This is a genomic window from Sphingobacterium sp. NPDC055431, from assembly GCF_053644255.1.
In genome coordinates, this window is the sequence record NZ_JBSHLH010000034.1 from 1 (window position 1) to 19,628 (window position 19,628).

Genomic DNA, 19,628 nt, shown 5'->3' on the forward strand with positions numbered 1-19,628 from the left:
ATTTTAAATTTTCTATTTTTATAATATAATTATTGATTTCAGTTCCTTTTGCTGGGGTTATGGTATTAATTCCTTTGCAATAATCTAGATATTGTTCCATACCTCTAAATTATGGGTTTAATAATTGGCTTAATGGTATTAATTAGGGCTAAGTAAATTTGATAAGTCTTAGAAATTAGATGTTTAAGCACATAAATGAGGGTGTAAGGTTTGGGCTACAAATTGAGAAATATAAGGTGTGGATAGGCTTAATCAGTCGTTTGCCCTTTAAATATGTTATAAATTTGTTCCAAACAAATGCTCATTTTATAAAGCAAAATTAAATCGTTGGTTAGATATAGTGTTACTAAATCAGCTTTCAACTAAAGTCTAAAAAATTAAGTCGATGGAGTTTATCATTCTACTTGTTCCTTTCTTATTAGCCATATTTCTTGGGAAGATTATCATCCCATATATTATGCTTATAACATATAGGAAGAGGTTATTTGATCCCATCGATGCTAGAAAAGTCCACCAGAGTATTATCCCTAGATTAGGTGGAGTTGCATTTGTTCCCATTCAATGTTGTTTATTAGCCATTACCGTTGTATTAGTTTATAAGACTAATTTTGTCAATTTAGGCATTGTGACATGGGAAGTATTTCCGATGTTCATCATGTTAATTTGTGGTCTGGTAATTCTTTATATCATTGGGATAGCAGATGATTTAATTGGAGTAAGCTATAAATGGAAGTTTGTTGCACAGATTTTGGTAGCTACATTCTTTCCTCTAGCTGGATTATGGATCAATGATCTTTATGGATTGATGTTCCTAACTTATCTGCCAGCATGGGCTGGCATTCCGCTCACAATTTTTGCTGCTGTACTTATCATCAATGCGATCAATCTGATTGATGGTTTGGATGGATTATGTTCTGGCCTGGTTGGCGTTGGCTGTTTGGTATTAGGGACCTTATTTGCATTCTATCATGCCTGGATCCATGCCTTGTTAGCATTTATTACAACAGGTATTTTAATATCATTCTTCTATTACAATGTTTTTGGTGCATCCAAAAGGAGGAGAAGGATATTTATGGGTGATACTGGCAGTATGACCTTAGGATATACCATGGCATTTCTAGCCATTAGCTTTGCTATGAACAATAAGAGTATCAAGCCTTTTTCTGAAGGAGCTATTGTTGTAGCTTTCTCGACATTGATCGTTCCTGTTTTTGATGTAGCAAGGGTAATATTTATCAGATGGTACAAGGGCTTGCCTTTATTCAAGGCAGATCGTAGCCATTTGCACCATAAATTACTTCGATCAGGCCTATCACATAAGAGTGCCATGATGAGTATCATTGGTCTCTCTTTGTTTTTCTGTGCTTTTAATATTATCACCGTTCAATTCATTAGCAATAATGTAGTTGTTCTTTTGGATCTTGTTTTGTGGTTCTTGTTTACATTGACCTTCAATTATTTTGTGAACAAAAGAAACGCTAAACTTGTTAATCAGGAAATGGAACAAGGAACGATAAAAGTAGAAACTGCTCAGTTTACTGAGGCTCAGGTTAAAGAGGTTAAAGCTGGGGAAGCTCCAGATGCAGTTTCAGTCACATTAATAAATAAAATATAACATTTAGATTATAGATGAATATAGCTATTATCGGTGGTTCAGGTTTTGTTGGCACAAAGCTAATTGGAAACCTCATTGATACTCCCACACTAAACCTTATCAATATTGATAAACAACAAAGTTCTAGTTATCCACAGTTGACAAAAATTGCGAATGTTCTTGATAAAGTTCGATTAAAAGAGCTTTTGAAGGGGCTAGATGTGGTGATTTTGTTAGCAGCAGAGCATAGGGATGATGTTTCTCCGACGTCACTTTATTATGATGTGAATGTGGAAGGGATGAGGCATACCCTAGAAGCCATGGAAGCTAATGGTGTTAGCAGGCTGATCTTTACCAGTTCTGTAGCGGTTTATGGCTTGGATAAGGATAATCCGGATGAATCTTTTCCAGCGGATGCATTTAACCATTACGGTAAGAGTAAATGGGAGGCTGAGCAGGTTCTTCAAGAATGGTATAAGACCCATGCTGACTGGAACATCAATATCGTTCGCCCTACAGTGATATTTGGAGAAGGTAACAGAGGGAATGTTTTTAACCTGTTGAATCAAATTGCATCAGGTAAATTCATGATGATCGGTGATGGAAAAAATCAAAAGTCTATGTCCTATGTTGGGAATGTCGTTGCATTTCTAGAATTCTTAATTCAACATAAGCGAGAGGGTTATCATGTATATAACTATGTAGACAAGCCCGATTTTACTACCAATGATTTGGTTTATCATACTGGTGAGATTTTGGGTAAAAAGATTCCGACTACCCATATTCCTTACTGGATCGGGATGCTAGGAGGTTACGGCTTTGATGTGTTGGCATTTTTAAGCCGGAAAAAACTGACGATCAGTTCTGTTCGCGTGAAGAAATTCTGTGCAGTTACTAAATATGATTCTACAAAAGCGATGTCTTCAGGTTTTGTTCCCCCATATTCTATGGAGGAAGGCTTAAGGAGAATGTTGAATGCAGAATTCGGGAAATAATATAAAATCATAATTTTATATTAAAAATTTTGAAACTATAAAGCATGGGGCTTAAAGAGCAAGCTGCTAAAGGAGTATTTTGGGTTTTTGCTGAACAGTTTGGTTCGCAACTGATCGGTTTTGTCATAAACCTGGTTTTAGCAAGAGTTTTATTGCCATCTGATTTTGGAACAATTGCTTTGTATGGGGTAATTATGAGTGTATCCGCTGTTTTGGTAAACGGGGGATTGACAAATAGCCTTATACGAAGTCAAGATGTCGACCAAAGGGATATGTCCACTGTGTTCTGGTTCAATTTTGGTGTCAGTGTTATCCTGTACTGCATCATCTTTTTTACCGCTCCACTTGTTGCCGCTTTTTATGAAATCCCGGTTCTTACAGGGTTAATAAGGACTTATGCCATAATCTTAATCATTGATTCATTTGCGGCAGTTCAAGCAACGAAGGTCATTAAAGAGATGGATTTCAAAAAGGCATTCAAGATTCAGTTACCATCCATGCTGGCGGGTGGTGCATCTGGGATCTTCTTTGCAACCCATGGGTTCGGTGTTTGGTCACTGATTTATTCTTCCCTAGTTCAAAATTTTGTTTATACTTTACAATATTGGTTGTATAGTAATTGGAGGCCTTCTTTTGTCTTTGACAAAGAAAAATTCAAATACCATTTTTCCTTTGGTGTTAAAATGACCGCTTCTTCTTTATTGGATACGATTTTCAATAATTTGTACAACATTATCATTGGTAAGAAGTTTTCCCCAACGCAATTGGGTTATTATAATAGGGCAGATTCGATAAAACAATTGCCAATTACAAATATAGCTGGAGCATTAAATAGGGTTACTTTTCCACTATTTGCCAAGCTAGCCAATGATGATGTCGCTTTGAAAAAGTATTATCAAAGCATTATTTTGGTTGTAATCTTTCTGATAGCTCCAATGTCAGTATTAATGGTAGTAGTTGCAGAGCCATTGATCCGTTTTTTATTGACGGATAAATGGTTGCCTTCAGTCCAATATTTTCAAATCTTATCAATAGGAGGGATTTTTTATCCGATCCATGTCTATAACCTGAATATCTTGCAGGCAAAAGGTAGGTCCGATCTTTATTTGAAAATTGAGGTTTTCAAAAAGATAGTTATTGTTTCGGTCATTTTATGCTGTTTGCCATTTGGTATAATTGGTTTGGTCTGGGGTAGTGTTATTATTTCAGTCATTACGGTTTTCATAAATACCCATTACACATCTAAGTTTATAAATTACCCTATTTGGAGGCAATTTGCTGATTTGTTGCCGAGTATTATTAGGGCGTTAATTGTAGGCGCGCTCGTTTTCCTAATTGATCAATATTTACTTATAAATTATCACGATTTAATTCGTTTGATAATATCTGTTTCCATATATTTGTGTACTTATTTTGGCGTTGCTTATCTATTAAAGACTAAGGAATTGGCTATTTTAATTGACTTAATTAAAGGTAGCCGCAAGAATAAAGAGACTTAAACAACTTTATGGGCGTTAAATTGACCAAAAAGGATGTTATTTGGAGTTATTTAGCGCAATTTTTTGGAATAGCTTCAGGTATTTTCATCCTTCCTATTATTTTAAGATTACTTTCAACAGAGGAAATTGCATTAAACTACTTGATTGGATCCTTGGGGTCCATGGTTGCTTTGTTCGATTTTGGTTTTGCACCGCAGTTCGGAAGGAATATTACCTATGTATTTAGTGGGGCCCAAGAAATTCAAAAAAAGGGTATCCAAGATGTAAATGGATTAGGAGAGATTAATTATAGTCTACTCGCCAATATGATCAATACGGCAAAATTCGTGTATCTACGGATTGCTATTTTTTCTGGGATAGTTCTTTGTACGTTTGGGACCTGGTATATCTACAGTGTCACCAACGGTTTTACAAGTGTGAACCATGTGATCTGGATTTGGATATTTACCATTATTTCCATCTTTCTGAGTTTCTATTTTACTTATTTTGATTCTTTGTTGATAGGACGGGGATTGATCCGCAAAGCCAAGATTGCCGGGATCATCTCCAAAGTTGTCTATATTTCTCTAGCCATCTCCTTTTTGTACGTGGGCTATGGACTTTTTGGTGTGGCGATTTCCAGTCTATGTTCCACCTTTGTATATAGATTCATTTCTTACCGGTTCTTTTATGACCGTGATTTCAAGGAAAAGCTGAAAGGGATAAAACCAAAGCCTGAAGAAAGAAAGGAGTTGTTTCTAAAGATTTGGCACAATTCAAGTAGATTGGGATTGGTGTTTATCTCTGCATATGCCATAAATAACCTCAGTATGTTTTTAGCAGGTTTATACCTGAGCAGTGAGGAGGTTGCATCTTATGGTCTGTTAATCCAATTGGTGGGTATTATAGGGGTGGTTTCAGGAACATTGATCAACAGTTATAACCCTACATTTGCTTCGCTGCGAATCTCAGGGAAATCAAAGGAGCTGATGCAAACTTTCTCCTTTGCATTGTTTGTGTATCTATCCTTATTCATTATGGGGGCCACTTTTTTGATTTTCTTGGGCCCAATGGTACTTGAATTTATAGGTTCTAATGCAGTTTTGCCAAATGCCTATATCATGATGGCATATTGTTTAGTTGTCATTCTAGAAAATAACCATTCCAACTTTGGAACTTTGATAGTGACCAAAAATGAAGTTCCTTTTTTGAAGTCGTCCATCATTGCAGGTTTTTTTGTTGCAATCGGTGATTTCCTGGTTTTAAATTATCTTTCGTTTGGAGTTTTAGGGTTAATTCTAGTCCAAGGGATAGTACAATTGGCTTATGCGAATTGGAAGTGGCCACTACTGGTATGTCAAGAGTTTTCAACCAGCTATTTGAAGATTTTGCGCCTTGGTTTTAAGCAAACCATTTTAAAAGTTAAGCTCCTGAGATGAACGAATTAGCAATAGTAATTCCTTATTTCAAGATTGATTATTTTGAAGAATGTATAAAATCTTTAGCTAACCAAAGCAATAAGAGGTTTTCTGTTTACATAGGAAACGATTTAAGTCCGGATGACCCTTTACCTATCATTGAAAAATATTTATCATCAGACCAGTATTTCTATTTTAATTATTCAGACAACTTAGGTGGGAAAAATTTGGCCTTTCAATGGATGAGAATTTTGACTGAGGTTAAAGAACCTTGGTTTCAAATATTGGGTGATGACGATTCCATCTCCTCAAACTTTGTAGAAGAGTTTTATAAGAATTTAGCCTTCATCGATTCTTGCTGTCATGTGTTAAAATTTTATACAGTCCTTGATTTTGTAGGTGACAAGGAAGTTAGGTTTTATAATGGATTTAGAACTGGTTACTATGACACCTATAATCTAATATTAAGAAAGATTGGGGGAGGGCTGAACAGTAGCTTAAGTGAGCATGTTTTTAGGAGAGACAGGTTTAATGATGTCGGTTTTGAAATTTATCCTCTAGCTTGGCACACAGATGATTTTTTGATCTTGAGTATGTCAGGGTTCAATAAAATTTACTTTATCAGTGATTCCAGTGTGGTAGTGAGGGTTTTTAAAAACAGTACCTCCGGTTCTGAAAAGAATCAAGTTGAAAAGTCGGATGCTACAAAAAAGTATTTGAAGGATTTTGCACAGCTATTGATCCATAGCAATAGGGGGGTCCAAGATAAGAGGAACTTTTTAATTGCAATAAGAAAGTATAAATCTGAAGTCGGGTTAGCCTATATATCGGAGATTTATTCCTTGTTTGGTATATTGGGTGCTGTATATTTTCTGTTATATTCAATTGGCTTAAGTTTAAAGATAAAATAAGGGTTTTCGGGAGAGTAAAAATTAGCATGGTTCTTTTGTGTGAATTATTAGAAAATTGTAATTAAAATATTGTCCTAATATTTTACAATTTATTAATATATCCCTATATTGGACCCATGATCCAAGTAACAGTAATTGTTCCGGTTTTTAATGTTGAAAAGTACATCAGAGAGTGTTTTGAGTCGGTTGCTCTTCAGAATTATCCTTATTTGACCTGCATGTTCATTGACGATGGGAGTACTGATGCAAGCTTTGATATTCTTCTAAAGAAAATTGATAGCTATAATGGACCAATCAATTTTAAGTTGCTCAAGAATGATAAAAACCTAGGGGCTTCAGGAACTAGGAATCGAGGGATCAGAGAAAGCCAGTCCGATTATATTTATTTTTTAGATAGTGATGATGCAATTTCTTCAACTTGTATTGATGAGTTGGTATATCATGTATTTAAACATCCAGGTGTAGATATCGTTCAAGGGGAAATTTTAAGTGAGGTTGCAAATATCAACCATGTTCTGAAAATTTCTGGTAAAGGATATCCAGATTATTCTTGTGACATACACTGGGTCCGGGCAAACATTTTCAATAGCTTACCTATTTCACCTTGCAATAAGCTTATTCGCTTGGATATCTTAAAGAGGCATGAAATCTACTTCATGGAGGGTATTGTGAATGAAGATGTGCTGTGGACCTATCATTTAAGGAAGTACATAAAAAGTTTAGCCTTCAATTTCAGAGAAACTTATTTCTACAGACATAATCCTAATTCAGTTACTATTTCCGTACAAAATGAAAGACGGAGATTAGTGGATCAGTTCTTTATTTTGGAAAGTTTTCTTCAAGATATTGATTTAAGCTATAAGGAAGTTGACAATTTTGGAATTCTAAAACAGTATTCCCATGTGAAATTAATGACTATTTCTCCCGAAAATCAAGAATATTTTATTGCAAGTTTAAACACCTGTATTCGGAAGGCTTTGAACACCCAAGGGATTTTGAAATTTTATAAGCCATTTTTCTACTACTTAACCATTTCAGGCGCGATTTTTGGTAGATCTTTATTCATTTGGCGTAAATTTCTTGGTATTTTATTTAGGTACAATAAAGTTATTGAGAAACAACGACTTAGGGAGATTTAATCAACAAAACTGAACTATTTTATTTATTTACCTATTAGTTAATATATCATGGGGAAAGTAAAGGCAATCGCATTCTATCTTCCACAATTTCATCCAATTAAAGAAAATGATGAATGGTGGGGGAAAGGTTTTACAGAATGGACAAATGTTGCAAAAGCAAAACCAATGTTTCCGGGGCACTATCAACCACATATTCCTGCCGACTTGGGTTTCTACGACTTACGTCTTTCTGAAGCACGGATTGCGCAGGCAGATTTGGCAAAGAAATATGGAATTTCTGCCTTTTGTTATTGGCATTATTGGTTTGGGAATGGGCGCCGGATATTGGAACGGCCATTTCAAGAGGTTTTGGATTCGGGTACGCCAGATTTCCCTTTTTGTCTAGCCTGGGCAAATGAAACCTGGAGCGGAATCTGGCATGGTAATCCCAAAACTATTCTCGTTGAACAGGTTTATCCAGGAGAGCAAGATTATATTGATCATTTCAATAGCATATTACCTGCATTTAAGGACAAACGTTATTTTAAGGTTGATGGGAAACCATTATTTATGGTGTATAAACCAATGGAAATTCCTGATTTGCCGTTGTTTGTTTCCACATTTAGGAGATTAGCTGGCGAGAATGGTCTCGAAGGCATTCATTTAGTTGCGACTAATGTCGATCCAGATTGGGATACTGAAAAGTACGGATTTGATGCTCTAACTCCTGCGGTTCATACAAAGGATTCTTATTTAAGATCTGCAAATAAATTTGTTGACATATATAGGAGAGCGAAGACAAGTAGATTAAATAAGTATTATAAAAAAATATTTAAGCGTCCTGTTAGGATTTATTACTATAAGGATGCTATTCAAGAATTTGATGAGAATTCGGGCGACAATATTTATTATCCAACCGTGATTCCAAATTGGGATAACAGCCCAAGAAGCGGATTAAATGGATTTATACTTCATGATTCTACGCCTGAACTATTTAAGAAGGCAATGGTCAATGCGGTCAGGATGGTGAAAAAATATGATCCCGAGAATCAGATTGTTTTTATTAAATCTTGGAATGAATGGGCTGAAGGCAACCATTTGGAGCCAGATTTAAAATTCGGTCATAAATATCTGGAGGTTGTAAAGGATGTCCTACAAACAAAAGATTAATTAAGGCTTTTCAATAAAAAAAGGTATCATTTAATTAATTTTCCAACTCGAAATTAATTAAATGATACCTGTAACAAAACCATTTTTACCTCCAATAGAAGATTATAAGCAATACTTAGACAGTATTTGGTCTAGGAATTGGCTTACAAATATGGGCCCTCTTGCCAGTAAACTGGAGATGGAGCTAAAGGATTATTTCGATGTAAACCATTTATTATATGTTACTAATGGTACAGTAGCACTTCAATTGGCAATCAAAGCCTTAGAATTAACCGGAGAAATCATAACCACCCCTTTTTCATTCGTTGCCACTACATCTTCCATTGTTTGGGAGGGCTGTACACCTAAGTTTGTGGACATTGATCCTAAAACTTTGAATATAGACCCCAAGAAAATTGAAGAGGCAATCGGTCCAAATACAAGTGCTATTTTGGCTACCCATGTTTATGGAAATCCATGTGATGTTGAAGCTATTGAAAAAATTGCCAAAAAGCATAATCTAAAGGTGATATACGATGGGGCACATGCATTTGGAGTAAAAGTGAATGGTAAATCAATTTTTGAATATGGTGATATCAGTACTTGTAGTTTGCATGCCACAAAGCTTTATCACAGTATAGAAGGCGGATTGGTTGTTACAAAGGACCCAGATTTGTTGAAGAAAATCGCTTACATGAGAAATTTTGGAATCTCTGGATATAGCAGTTTTTCTGAATTGGGGTTAAACGGTAAAAATTCGGAATTCCATGCAGCTATGGGCTTGGTGAACTTTAAGTGGTTGGACAAGATAATCAGCAGACGTTTAGAAATTATACAGCGATATTCCGAAAATCTAAAGAATTTTAAAGCAACAGTACCCGTTTGGCATGAAAATTCAAACCAAAATGGTGCATATTTGGTTTATGTAATAGAGTCAGAAGATTTATTACTAAAAATCAAATCCACTTTGGATACATTTGAAATTTTCACAAGAAGGTATTTTTACCCTAGCTTGTCATCAAGTCTACCTTATCTTGACCCAGTATCAATGAAGGTTACTGATGACATAGCGAAAAGGGTTTTATGTTTGCCATTGTACTATGAATTGACAGATGATGAGGTGGATTGGATTTGCCGCATTATTTTAAGAAGTCAAAATAATTAGAACATGTTAATATTTGGAGCCAAAGGCCTTGCAAAAGAAGTTTTGGAGGTTTGTTTGGAAACAGTAAATAAGAGTAATATCGTATTTTATGATGATGTATCATCTGATTTACCTGATAAGCTATATAATGAGTTTTTAGTCCTGCGAAACTTAAGTGAAGCAAGTGATTATTTTAAAAAGGTCGATAAGAAGTTTGTTTTAGGATTAGGTGGACCATTATTAAGAGCTGGAGCGTTCAGAAAATTTGTTGAAGCAGGAGGGATACCCCATTCATTGATTTCCCAGACCAGTAAGATTGGTTCTTTTGGGGTGGAGGTTGCAGAAGGGGTAAATGTAATGTTGAATTCAGTCATTACCAATGATGTTAAGATTGGGAAAGGAGTTTTAATCAATCAAATGGCATCGATTGGACATGATGTGATAATTGATGACTTTGTAGAAGTTTGCCCTGGAACTGCGATTTCAGGACATTGTAAAATAGGTGAATTGAGCTTCTTGGGAACAAATTGTACCATCCTGCCAAATGTCACAATCGGAAAGAGAGTGGTAGTAGGGGCAGGTTCAGTGATAAATAGAGATATTCCGGATGGCAGTACAGTTGTGGGTGTGCCAGGGAAAATAATAAAAACCAACAATTATTATTAAGGTTAATAGTTAGAATAAAAATTATAATTTAAAACAAATGTGATATGATATAAAAAGGGATATAGTACTCGAAAAAATCACACACACTAAACACACGCTAATAATAGTAACATCTTAGAACAAGTTCATTATGCTTAGAAAAAAAATAGGTATAATGCAGCCATATTTCTTTCCTTATTTAGGATATATCAGTTTGATTAAACATACTGATAGGTTTATTCTCTTGGACACCGTCCAATTCATTAGACGGGGTTGGATAGAAAGAAATCGGATTTTAAAGCAAAAGGAAGGATGGTTGTATATCCAGGTTCCATTGAAAAAAGAAAATGGAAGATCTACCTTAATTAAAGATTGTGTTTTAGATAACACTAAACCTTGGAAAGAGAAAATACTAGCTCAATTTCAAATCTATAAGAAAATTGCGCCGAATTACGAGTTAGTAATGGATTTTTTGAGAAAGACATTTTCAAAAGATTTTGATAATATCACTTCATTGAACCGCCATGTCCTTACTGAAATATGTAAGTATTTGGATATGGAGCGTGATATATCAATTTTTTCAGAAATGGGAATTAAAATTGATCAACCTCAAGATTCAGATGAATGGGCATTAAATATCTGTAAAAGATTAGGAGCAAAGCTCACTTATATTAATCCAATTGGAGGTATGAGTTTCTTCGATCGAACAAAATATTTCAATGCTGATATTGATATGTATTTTCATCAAATCAATCTTCAGGAATATAAACAAGGATACAGAGAATTTGAACCAGGATTGTCCATTTTGGATGCTCTGATGTTCAATACAAAAGAAGAAATCCATAATATGTTAGATCAATTTGAATTGATTTAGATCCCCTTTAATTACACCAAACAAACAACAATTTTTAACATAAGTAGTAACTATTTATCAAATAATAGGTTTTTGTTTCATCACGGAAGCCTATTGAGAATTTAACTATGGACGAAAATAAACAAAGAAATGTAGATGTTTCAGTTGTAATGACTACATACGGACATGAAGATTTTATTTTAAAAGCAATCAATGGGGTTGTTAGTCAGGAGTTTAATGGTGTTATTGAATTAATCATTGCGAATGATAAATCACCAGATAATACTCACCAGGTGGTCGAGAAATATATAAAAGAGAATCCCTGTCCGCCTAATGTTATTATTAGGTATTATAACCATGAAGTTAATAAAGGTTCCATTGGGAACTTTTTGTGGATAATTAATCAAGCTAAGGGTAGATTTTTAGCAGTTTGTGAAGGTGATGATTTTTGGATTTGTCCTCATAAACTAGAAAAGCAAGTGACATTTTTAACAAATAATCCTGAATATTCAATTGTATTTTCCAATGTTCATGTTAAAATAGAATCTGGAAAATTTAATCAAACAAATGAATTGACTAAAGTTGAAATGAATCGAGAGTATCAAGGTTCTGAAATACTTGAGAATTGGACAGCGCATACTTCCACTTTTTTAATAAGGAATTCATCAGAAATGAAAAATTTTGAGGAGTTTTTTAAAAAGCATAATTTCATGTATGGAGATACTCCTTTGTTTTTATATGCATTAACCTTCGGGAAAGGCTATGGTACAATAGATTATACTTCAACCTATAGAAGACATGAAGGAGGTTTAACAAACCAAGTTCAAGATAATAATTTCTATATAAAATTTATTAATTACTTAATATCTATTAAGTCTGCTTTTGCAAATGAATCATACAATAAAGTATTAAATAAAAGTATTAGAGGTTTTTATTTAAGACTATATTTTAATACAAGTAAAATTAAATTGGATAAATATATGTTTTTATTTAAAGCAATGAAATATGATAGGTGGTTTATTTTTAATCTAATAAGGGAAAAGTTAAGTAGACGGATGGAAGTTGGTCAATATTTAAAAAAATAGTGCAATGAAAGAACTTCGTTCATTTTTAATGTTAGTTAAATGTTTTTTAGTAAACATCAAACCTAGAAATATCTTGCCAGATTTTGTTGGGGAGAAAATATTAAAAATTTCCAACCGCGAAAAAGACACAGTTGAGGAGGATTTCCCTAAAATTATTTGGATGTATTGGGAAACATATAATCTTCCTAGCTATGTTGATAAAATAGTTGAACATATAAAGATTACAAATCCAAATTTTGTAGTGAATTTACTCCATAGCGAATCTATCAAAGAATATCTGCCAGATCTTAATATTACTGGAGAAATGCCAATAGCAAATAAAACAGATTTAATAAGGTTGAATTTACTTTATAAATATGGAGGAATTTGGATTGATTCAACAACAATATTTAATGAAGATTTAAGTTGGGTAATAGAACTTAATGCGATTGAAAGCTATGATATTATAGGATATTATAAAGAAACTTCCACTATCAATTTTAATTTTCCAGTTATTGAGTCTTGGTTTTTAGCTTCAAAACCCAGGAATAAACTGATTGGGATGTGGTTAAAAGTTCTATCTCCCCTTGCAATGGTCGGAGCTGAAAATTATTTTGAATTAATGAAAAATAGAAGAGATTATTTGGAGATAAAACAAAATATTAATAGACCAGAATATCTATTGGTTTATTTGGCACAACAAATTGCAATGAGAGAATGTGAATTGTTTAATTTATTTCTAAAAAAGAGCGAAGATAGTGCATTTTTATTACAAGAAAGTCGAGGGTGGAATAATTATGAAATAAATTATGCATTATGTAGAGCGCCAATGAAAAAGCCCTTTATTCCAATTGTCAAGTTAACTTCTGGGGATAGGATATTAATTGAAATGTTTTATAAGTATAATTTAATAAGGAGAAAAAGTATTTTAGGTTTGATTTGTTTTGATAAATAATACTTAAGTGAGTAGGCTGGAAATGTTTTCCCCAATAATAAAATATGGTAGTAAAGGATTTTTTGAAGTATTAAAATCAAGAGCGGATTATAAATTGATATCACAAGACTTGTCAAATCCAGCTTATCTCATGTTAAATATGTATTTGAAAAAATGTGAGGACAGTGCATTTTTTATCCAGGAGAATTGTGATTGGGATTTTAACAGGATTAATTATATCCTATGTAGGCAAAAAATGAACATTAATAATTTTCCTGTTTTGAAATTGACATCAAAAGATAGAGAGTTAGTTGAATTTTATTCAAAGGTCAATTTGATAAAAAGAGAGAGTATAATAGGCCAAATTCTAAATAATAAATCGAACGTAGCATCATAATATTCATGTTGAATAAATATAAAAACTACACAAAGAGCCACTATATAAAAGGGGACAGAATGTATTATCCAGCAAGATTTTCTAGGGAAAATATTATTGATTGGATTCTTTGTTCTGAAAGATATCTTTTGAGGTCATTTGTAGTTGCCTTAAGATCTGAAGAATATTATACTTTTTTGCAACCTAATAAATTGTTGAAGTTTTATTATACGAGAAAGAAAAATAAACTAGGATCAAAGCTTGGGTTTTTTATTCCTGCCGGTTGTTTCGGGTTAGGATTGCACTTGGCACATTATGGTTCCATAATTATCAACCCAAAAGCAAGGATAGGGGAAAACTGTACCATTCATGGGAATTGTTGTATTGGTAATACCGGAAGTGATGATAATGGCTTGCCAGTCATTGGAGATTTTGTGGATTTTGGTCAAGGTTGCCAAGTTTTAGGAGATATTAAAATATCGAATCATGTAAAAATTGGAGCAGGGTCAATTGTGTTAAATTCAATCCTTGAGGAAGGTGTTTCTGTTGTTGGAATTCCAGGTAAGGTAATCGTTAAAAAATAATCAAGTATGTTAATTTCATTTGTTCTTCCAGCATATAAATCGAAATTCCTTAAACAAGCAATTGATAGTATATTAGATCAAACTTATTCAGAAATAGAGTTAATAATTATAGATGATAATTCTCCAGAAAATTTATATGAAATAGTTTCAACTTATCAGGACCCAAGAATTTCTTATTATAAAAACGAAGTAAATATTGGAGGGAAAGATCTTGTAGCTCAATGGAATAAATCAATTGATTATGCTAAAGGAGATTATTTAGTTTTAGCTGCAGATGATGACCTTTATCATCCTGAATTTACCGCAAATTGCATAGAGTTGATTAAGAAATATCCAGAGGTTGATATTTTACGCGCTAGGGTCTCTGTAATAAATGATGCTGGTGACCTATTGGAAATCGATGGAATCTTGGCCGAAAAGTGTAGCCAGATGGAATATGTCTATGACTGGGTAAAAGGCATTCCGTTTGTATGTATTGGAAATTACATGTTTAAGACTAAAGTGATCCAAAAAGAAAGGTTTGACAGTTTGCCTTTTGCCTTTGGAACTGATACTATTAGTACAGTGAAACTGGCTAGAAATGGAATAGCTAATACAAGTCAATTATTATTTGATTTTAGGGTCTCAGATATCCATCTTTCAAGTGATAAAACGAAATATGAACACAAAATAAAGGCAATTACTCATCTTTATACCATGATGCGAGCAATTGATTATCATCAGCCAAAGGATGAAATTGAGAAGCTGTGTTTGCAGAAAATCCAATGGGACACCCTTTATCAAAAATGTGTTTATGATTATTATAATGTAGCTGTTAAGAATTTACCTATAAATAAAGCAAGATGTATAGAGAATTGTGAATTATTAAGTAGAAAGGATAAAATGATTATGTACTTTAGATTTTTTAAGGACAAACTACTACGTTAGTTAATAGGAAAGTCCTAATAATTTATATTTTTTATGCGTGTTTCGGTTCCAATAGTAGTCGCATTTACTGAGAATTATTTTATTCCTGCAGTAACCTGTTTGTCTTCCATTTTAATAAATTCAAATCCAAAATATCAATTTGAAGTAATCTGTTTATTAACAAAAGACCTTCCTGAGGATCTGCAGGGCTTATTAGCGAAGTTAATTCCACAACGGATGAAATTCACGTTTCTAAACCTTGACGGAGCATTGGAAGGCGTTTATGTAGATGAGCGATATACCATTGCTGCCTCATTTCGATTGTTATTACCCGAACTTCTAAAACAATATGATCGTGTAATTTATACCGATTGCGATGTTATCATTCAAAAGGATCTCGGTGAATTATATGAATCTATGGACTTAAACGGTAACTACCTAGCTGCCGTTTATGAAGCTGCATTGGAATCACAGATACCGTATTTAGAAGAAATTGGCTGTGAGCCCGGTTTCTACTTTAATTCTGGCTTTTTGCTGATGAACTTGGAGTTAATGCGCCAAGACAATATGTCGAAAAAGTTTATTGATGGTCTGAAAGTTCCTTATTTACAATTCCCAGACCAGGATGTACTCAATATTTATTGTAAAGGGAAAGTTTTGGGCCTATCGCCAGTATATAATGGAATTCGTACCTTTTTCCTTCCTCAATTCAAGCCTGATTTTCTGAAAAAATATAAGGAGACTGATTGGAATCAAATTCAAAAAACTGGAACAATACATTATACAGGAGGAAAACCATGGAATGAGTTGACCATAAAATTTGAAGTTTGGTGGAAATATTATTTTGACTTACCTCAAGAATATAAAGAAAAATGGAATCCAAATAAGAAACTACAATCATTAGCGAAGTTACTGCTAACGCCAATCTTAGGAAAAGTTAGTTTAGGTTCAATTGCGTTAATTCGAAAAATTAAAAATATTTGATTTCTAATAATTTTTTTTCAATTCTCTAATTTATTGAAAGGTGCTAGGAAGTATAAAGAAATTACCCATAATTAGTCAAATCTGGTCATTCATAAGAAAAACCAAGATTATCAAGAAGCATAAGGAAGTTGCTGGTTTTTGGCATCCTGTAATCGATCAATATTATTCTGGTCAAATTGTTCTTGAAAATTTAAACCCTAAAAAAGAATTTCAAACCGATAGGATTATTTGGCAGTATTGGGGTCAGGGCTGTAGCGATGCTTCTCTTCCTGAGGTTGTGAAACATTGTTTTGAATCAGTAGATCAATATAAAGCCGATTATTTAGTAATTCGAATTGACGACTCAAATTATAAGGATTATGTGGATCTTCCAGAATATGTCATTGAAAAATTAGAAAAGGGTATTTTTAAGAGAACTTTTTTTTCTGATCTACTTCGACTTTCATTACTCAGTCTTTATGGAGGCGTGTGGCTGGATGCTACGATTTTATTGACAGCTCCATTAGATGAAAAATTTAAATCCTTGCCTTACTTTATGTATCAAAGGGATAATAAGGAGCAAAAAAAGAGTTTTTGGGAGAACAGTTATGCCTTTTATTGGGGATGGGACAAAGAATTTAAAGTCAAGGTATTAAACAGCATTATCTATGCTGAGAAAGGCAATGACTTGATAACAGATATGTTGGAGTTGATATTATATTATTGGCGAACGCAAAATGAAATTATAGATTATTTCTTCTTTCAAATTTTATATAATGAACTTGTAGAAGGGGAATTAAAGGACAAGCAGTGTCAAGTGGTCAGTGATGTATATCCTCATATCCTTCAGACTAAATTCAATGGGGTAAAAGGATTAATGGAATATGGGGAGGCTTTGAATTTTACATCAACTCATAAAATGTCCTATTTTGATGCTGATGGTATGAAGAAAATGAATGCATTTTTACAAAACTCGAATAAATTATGAAACACGCATTCCTGATTATAGCTCATAATGAATTTGATATACTATCAATTCTGGTCGATCTTATAGACGATAGTCGAAATGATATCTTCATCCATATTGATAAGAAAGTGAACGATTTACCTGCAATAAAAAGTAAATATTCGAATCTGTTTTTTGTAGATAATTCAAGCAGGATAGATGTTAGGTGGGGAGATATCAGCCAGATTGAAGCAGAATTTGCCCTTTTTGAATTGGCAAATCAAAACGGTCCTTATGCCTATTATCACATGATTTCCGGCGTCCATCTCCCATTGGTCAAACAAGATACCTTTCATGAATATTTCTCATCCATACCCATTTCCCAAGTATTCGTTCCGATGCCCTCGAGTCCTGAAGAACTTGAAAGAAAAGGGAATCGTATGAATTTATTTATGAAGAGCTTTAACTCCAGCTTGATGTCTCAAAGGTTATGGAGGGTAGGAATCAAGGTGCAGGATCTACTTGGGGTATATGTGAATAAAGATCGCACCTTTATTAAGGCTTCAAACTGGGTTAGTATTACTGATGACGCCGTAAAATTCCTTTTGTCTAGAAAGAAAACAATATTAAAAAAATATAAATATACCATGTGCGGAGATGAGCTTTTCGTACCTACTGAACTTGTCTATTCTGGAAAAAATTGGAACATTATGTATTCTGATAGGGTATTGATGCATAAAGTTGGTAATGCAAATTCAACAATTTTTTCTCAAGAAGATCTTGGGTCTTTATTTGAATCTAATTGCTTATTTGCAAGGAAATTTAGCTCATCACATTTTGGAATAGTTGAAAAGATATTGGATAGAATTAAATCCTAATTATGAAACATGCATACCTGATATTAGCTCATAATGAGTTTGAGGTTTTAAACAGACTTATTGAATCACTTGATGATGTGAGAAATGATATCTATATCCACTTCGATGCAAAAGTTAAAGAGTTACCGACCTTAGCGGTAAAATTTTCGAAATTATTTATTCTGGAAAACCGCGTAGTTGTTAAATGGGGAGATGTAACTGTAGTGGAAGCTGAACTGAATCTTTTCGAGGCAGCCTTAAAAAACAAGTCCTATCAATATTACCACTTATTATCAGGGGTAGATATGCCAATAAAGTCCCAAGATTACATTCATCAATTTTTTAACTCCAACCAAGGAAAGGAGTTTATTGGTTTTTATACTGGGGACATAAGTAAAGAAATCGATAGGAAGGTAAGAAGGACCCATTTGTTTTCAAGTTCTTTTAGAACGAATGAAGGAGTTTCCAATCAACTGAAAAGAATTGCAAGAGCAAGTTTAATTCGAGTTCAGGAACTTATTGGTTATAAAAGGAATAAGAGTATTGAATTCAAGAAAGGGACGCAATGGTTAAGTATTTCTGATGGCTTGGTTAAACTAATATTAAAGGATAAAAATAAGATTTTGCGAATATATCAAAACAGTTTTTGCTGTGATGAAATTGTAGTTCAAACGATTTGTTGGAATTCCGTATACAAAAATAAAGTTTATGATTACAAGGATGAGGGAAGAGGCTGTATGCGAGAGATTCGATGGGAAAATAATGTGATCAGAGATTGGGAAGATGCTGATTTTGAGTATTTAATACAATCAGATAAATTGTTTGCACGGAAGTTTAATTCAAAGAGTATCAATGTTGTAGATAAAATTCTACAGTATGTTCAGACAAATAAAGCTTAGTTTTGTGGGGACTTGAAAATGAATAGAAAGCCACTAATTTCGATAATTGTTCCTGTTTATAATGCAGAGAAAACTTTGCATATATGTTTGGATTCTTTATCATCCCAGACTTACAAAAATTTACAGATAATTTTCATCAATGATTGTAGCACGGATAAAAGCTTACAGGTGTTGGAAAAGTTTAGAGACCAATCACAGTTTGATGTAGAAATCATTATCCATGAGGTGAATAGGGGTGTTGCAGCTGCTAGAAACACGGGTTTGGATGCTGTAAAAGGGGAGTATATTTATTTTGTTGATGCAGATGATGCAATTGACCATGATGCCTTGGAGTTGTCAGCTGAAAAGGCTGAAAAAGAGAATCTCGATATTTTGGGATTTAGTTGGTATCTGACTTTTGAGAAAAATGAAAGAAAGATGAATCAGCCAAATTTTGAATCACCGATGGAGGCAATTGAAAAGATGATGAGGGGAACGATGAGGTGGAACCTATGGCTGTTTTTGTTCAAGACAAAATTATTTGTTGATCACAATATTCGATTCATTGAAGGTAAAAATATGGGGGAGGATCTGATGGTAGCGATTAAATTGTTCTGTAGTGCGAAAAATGTAGCATATTTAGATCGTCATTTTTATCACTATGGGCAAAGTAATACCGCTTCATTGACAAAAACCTATTCCGATAGTCATATTGAACAAGTGTCAGCAAATGTAGAAGACGTTGAAAACTATTTAAAAAACAGTGAATTATCAGATAAGTTAGGTAACTTAATATATTATTTAAAATTAAATAT

At 33.6% G+C, this 19,628-nt stretch carries 19 protein-coding genes; all 19 read left to right on the forward strand.

Going from position 1 to position 19,628, the window contains the following annotated elements:
• The first annotated feature begins 457 nt into the window (after positions 1 to 457).
• A complete protein-coding gene (locus ACWIB3_RS18305) occupies positions 458 to 1,615 on the forward strand; it encodes an MraY family glycosyltransferase (RefSeq protein WP_254527412.1) in 1,158 nt (385 codons plus the stop codon).
• A gap of 14 nt (positions 1,616 to 1,629) precedes the next feature.
• Positions 1,630 to 2,589, forward strand: coding sequence for an NAD-dependent epimerase/dehydratase family protein (locus ACWIB3_RS18310; protein ID WP_454292341.1), 960 nt, complete (start codon positions 1,630 to 1,632; stop codon positions 2,587 to 2,589).
• A gap of 44 nt (positions 2,590 to 2,633) precedes the next feature.
• Entirely contained in the window at positions 2,634 to 4,088 is a 1,455-nt protein-coding gene (locus ACWIB3_RS18315; RefSeq protein WP_454292342.1) for a lipopolysaccharide biosynthesis protein, read from the forward strand.
• A gap of 8 nt (positions 4,089 to 4,096) precedes the next feature.
• Entirely contained in the window at positions 4,097 to 5,506 is a 1,410-nt protein-coding gene (wzx, locus tag ACWIB3_RS18320; protein ID WP_454292343.1) for an O-unit flippase-like protein, read from the forward strand.
• Complete coding sequence (locus tag ACWIB3_RS18325) at positions 5,503 to 6,396, forward strand: glycosyltransferase (protein WP_454292344.1); 894 nt, start codon at positions 5,503 to 5,505, stop codon at positions 6,394 to 6,396. Before wzx ends, ACWIB3_RS18325 begins: the two co-directional genes overlap by 4 nt.
• 116 nt (positions 6,397 to 6,512) lie before the next feature.
• Entirely contained in the window at positions 6,513 to 7,535 is a 1,023-nt protein-coding gene (locus ACWIB3_RS18330; RefSeq protein ID WP_454292345.1) for a glycosyltransferase family A protein, read from the forward strand.
• A 48-nt stretch (positions 7,536 to 7,583) separates the two neighbouring features.
• Entirely contained in the window at positions 7,584 to 8,684 is a 1,101-nt protein-coding gene (locus ACWIB3_RS18335; protein ID WP_454292346.1) for a glycosyltransferase WbsX family protein, read from the forward strand.
• 61 nt (positions 8,685 to 8,745) lie between these two features.
• A complete protein-coding gene (locus ACWIB3_RS18340) occupies positions 8,746 to 9,828 on the forward strand; it encodes a DegT/DnrJ/EryC1/StrS family aminotransferase (protein ID WP_454292347.1) in 1,083 nt (360 codons plus the stop codon).
• Between the two features lie 3 nt (positions 9,829 to 9,831).
• Positions 9,832 to 10,473 carry a NeuD/PglB/VioB family sugar acetyltransferase gene (locus ACWIB3_RS18345; protein ID WP_454292348.1) on the forward strand — a complete coding sequence of 214 codons (642 nt, stop codon included), beginning with the start codon at positions 9,832 to 9,834 and terminating at the stop codon, positions 10,471 to 10,473.
• 130 nt (positions 10,474 to 10,603) lie between these two features.
• Complete coding sequence (locus ACWIB3_RS18350; protein ID WP_214649487.1) at positions 10,604 to 11,326, forward strand: WbqC family protein; 723 nt, start codon at positions 10,604 to 10,606, stop codon at positions 11,324 to 11,326.
• Positions 11,327 to 11,433: 107 nt separating this feature from the next.
• Positions 11,434 to 12,390 (forward strand): glycosyltransferase family 2 protein, encoded by a 957-nt coding sequence (locus tag ACWIB3_RS18355; protein ID WP_454292349.1) that lies wholly within the window; start codon positions 11,434 to 11,436, stop codon positions 12,388 to 12,390.
• Between the two features lie 4 nt (positions 12,391 to 12,394).
• Positions 12,395 to 13,324: a capsular polysaccharide synthesis protein gene (locus tag ACWIB3_RS18360; RefSeq protein WP_454292350.1), complete on the forward strand. Its 930-nt coding sequence runs from the start codon at positions 12,395 to 12,397 to the stop codon at positions 13,322 to 13,324.
• Between the two features lie 435 nt (positions 13,325 to 13,759).
• Entirely contained in the window at positions 13,760 to 14,263 is a 504-nt protein-coding gene (locus ACWIB3_RS18365) for a serine O-acetyltransferase (protein WP_214648418.1), read from the forward strand.
• Between the two features lie 6 nt (positions 14,264 to 14,269).
• Positions 14,270 to 15,190, forward strand: a complete 921-nt coding sequence (locus tag ACWIB3_RS18370) for a glycosyltransferase family 2 protein (RefSeq protein WP_254527403.1) — start codon at positions 14,270 to 14,272, stop codon at positions 15,188 to 15,190.
• 33 nt (positions 15,191 to 15,223) lie between these two features.
• On the forward strand, positions 15,224 to 16,153 hold the full coding sequence (locus ACWIB3_RS18375) for a glycosyltransferase family 8 protein (protein ID WP_454292351.1): 930 nt from the start codon (positions 15,224 to 15,226) through the stop codon (positions 16,151 to 16,153).
• Between the two features lie 40 nt (positions 16,154 to 16,193).
• On the forward strand, positions 16,194 to 17,120 hold the full coding sequence (locus ACWIB3_RS18380; protein WP_454292352.1) for a capsular polysaccharide synthesis protein: 927 nt from the start codon (positions 16,194 to 16,196) through the stop codon (positions 17,118 to 17,120).
• Positions 17,117 to 17,956 carry a beta-1,6-N-acetylglucosaminyltransferase gene (locus ACWIB3_RS18385; protein ID WP_313259569.1) on the forward strand — a complete coding sequence of 280 codons (840 nt, stop codon included), beginning with the start codon at positions 17,117 to 17,119 and terminating at the stop codon, positions 17,954 to 17,956. Before ACWIB3_RS18380 ends, ACWIB3_RS18385 begins: the two co-directional genes overlap by 4 nt.
• Positions 17,957 to 17,958: 2 nt before the next feature.
• Positions 17,959 to 18,834, forward strand: coding sequence for a beta-1,6-N-acetylglucosaminyltransferase (locus tag ACWIB3_RS18390; RefSeq protein ID WP_454292353.1), 876 nt, complete (start codon positions 17,959 to 17,961; stop codon positions 18,832 to 18,834).
• Between the two features lie 18 nt (positions 18,835 to 18,852).
• A partial coding sequence (locus ACWIB3_RS18395; RefSeq protein WP_454292354.1) for a glycosyltransferase family 2 protein occupies positions 18,853 to 19,628 on the forward strand: 776 nt, incomplete at its 3' end.

Excerpts from the sequence above, each read along its gene's own strand:
- ACWIB3_RS18305 (WP_254527412.1), top strand. The coding sequence starts at position 458 with ATGCTTATAACATATAGGAAGAGGTTATTTGATCCCATCGATGCTAGA.
- ACWIB3_RS18310 (WP_454292341.1), top strand. The coding sequence starts at position 1,630 with ATGAATATAGCTATTATCGGTGGTTCAGGTTTTGTTGGCACAAAGCTA.
- ACWIB3_RS18315 (WP_454292342.1), top strand. The coding sequence starts at position 2,634 with ATGGGGCTTAAAGAGCAAGCTGCTAAAGGAGTATTTTGGGTTTTTGCT.
- wzx (WP_454292343.1), top strand. The coding sequence starts at position 4,097 with ATGGGCGTTAAATTGACCAAAAAGGATGTTATTTGGAGTTATTTAGCG.
- ACWIB3_RS18325 (WP_454292344.1), top strand. The coding sequence starts at position 5,503 with ATGAACGAATTAGCAATAGTAATTCCTTATTTCAAGATTGATTATTTT.
- ACWIB3_RS18330 (WP_454292345.1), top strand. The coding sequence starts at position 6,513 with ATGATCCAAGTAACAGTAATTGTTCCGGTTTTTAATGTTGAAAAGTAC.
- ACWIB3_RS18335 (WP_454292346.1), top strand. The coding sequence starts at position 7,584 with ATGGGGAAAGTAAAGGCAATCGCATTCTATCTTCCACAATTTCATCCA.
- ACWIB3_RS18340 (WP_454292347.1), top strand. The coding sequence starts at position 8,746 with ATGATACCTGTAACAAAACCATTTTTACCTCCAATAGAAGATTATAAG.
- ACWIB3_RS18345 (WP_454292348.1), top strand. The coding sequence starts at position 9,832 with ATGTTAATATTTGGAGCCAAAGGCCTTGCAAAAGAAGTTTTGGAGGTT.
- ACWIB3_RS18350 (WP_214649487.1), top strand. The coding sequence starts at position 10,604 with ATGCTTAGAAAAAAAATAGGTATAATGCAGCCATATTTCTTTCCTTAT.
- ACWIB3_RS18355 (WP_454292349.1), top strand. The coding sequence starts at position 11,434 with ATGGACGAAAATAAACAAAGAAATGTAGATGTTTCAGTTGTAATGACT.
- ACWIB3_RS18360 (WP_454292350.1), top strand. The coding sequence starts at position 12,395 with ATGAAAGAACTTCGTTCATTTTTAATGTTAGTTAAATGTTTTTTAGTA.
- ACWIB3_RS18365 (WP_214648418.1), top strand. The coding sequence starts at position 13,760 with ATGTATTATCCAGCAAGATTTTCTAGGGAAAATATTATTGATTGGATT.
- ACWIB3_RS18370 (WP_254527403.1), top strand. The coding sequence starts at position 14,270 with ATGTTAATTTCATTTGTTCTTCCAGCATATAAATCGAAATTCCTTAAA.
- ACWIB3_RS18375 (WP_454292351.1), top strand. The coding sequence starts at position 15,224 with ATGCGTGTTTCGGTTCCAATAGTAGTCGCATTTACTGAGAATTATTTT.
- ACWIB3_RS18385 (WP_313259569.1), top strand. The coding sequence starts at position 17,117 with ATGAAACACGCATTCCTGATTATAGCTCATAATGAATTTGATATACTA.
- ACWIB3_RS18390 (WP_454292353.1), top strand. The coding sequence starts at position 17,959 with ATGAAACATGCATACCTGATATTAGCTCATAATGAGTTTGAGGTTTTA.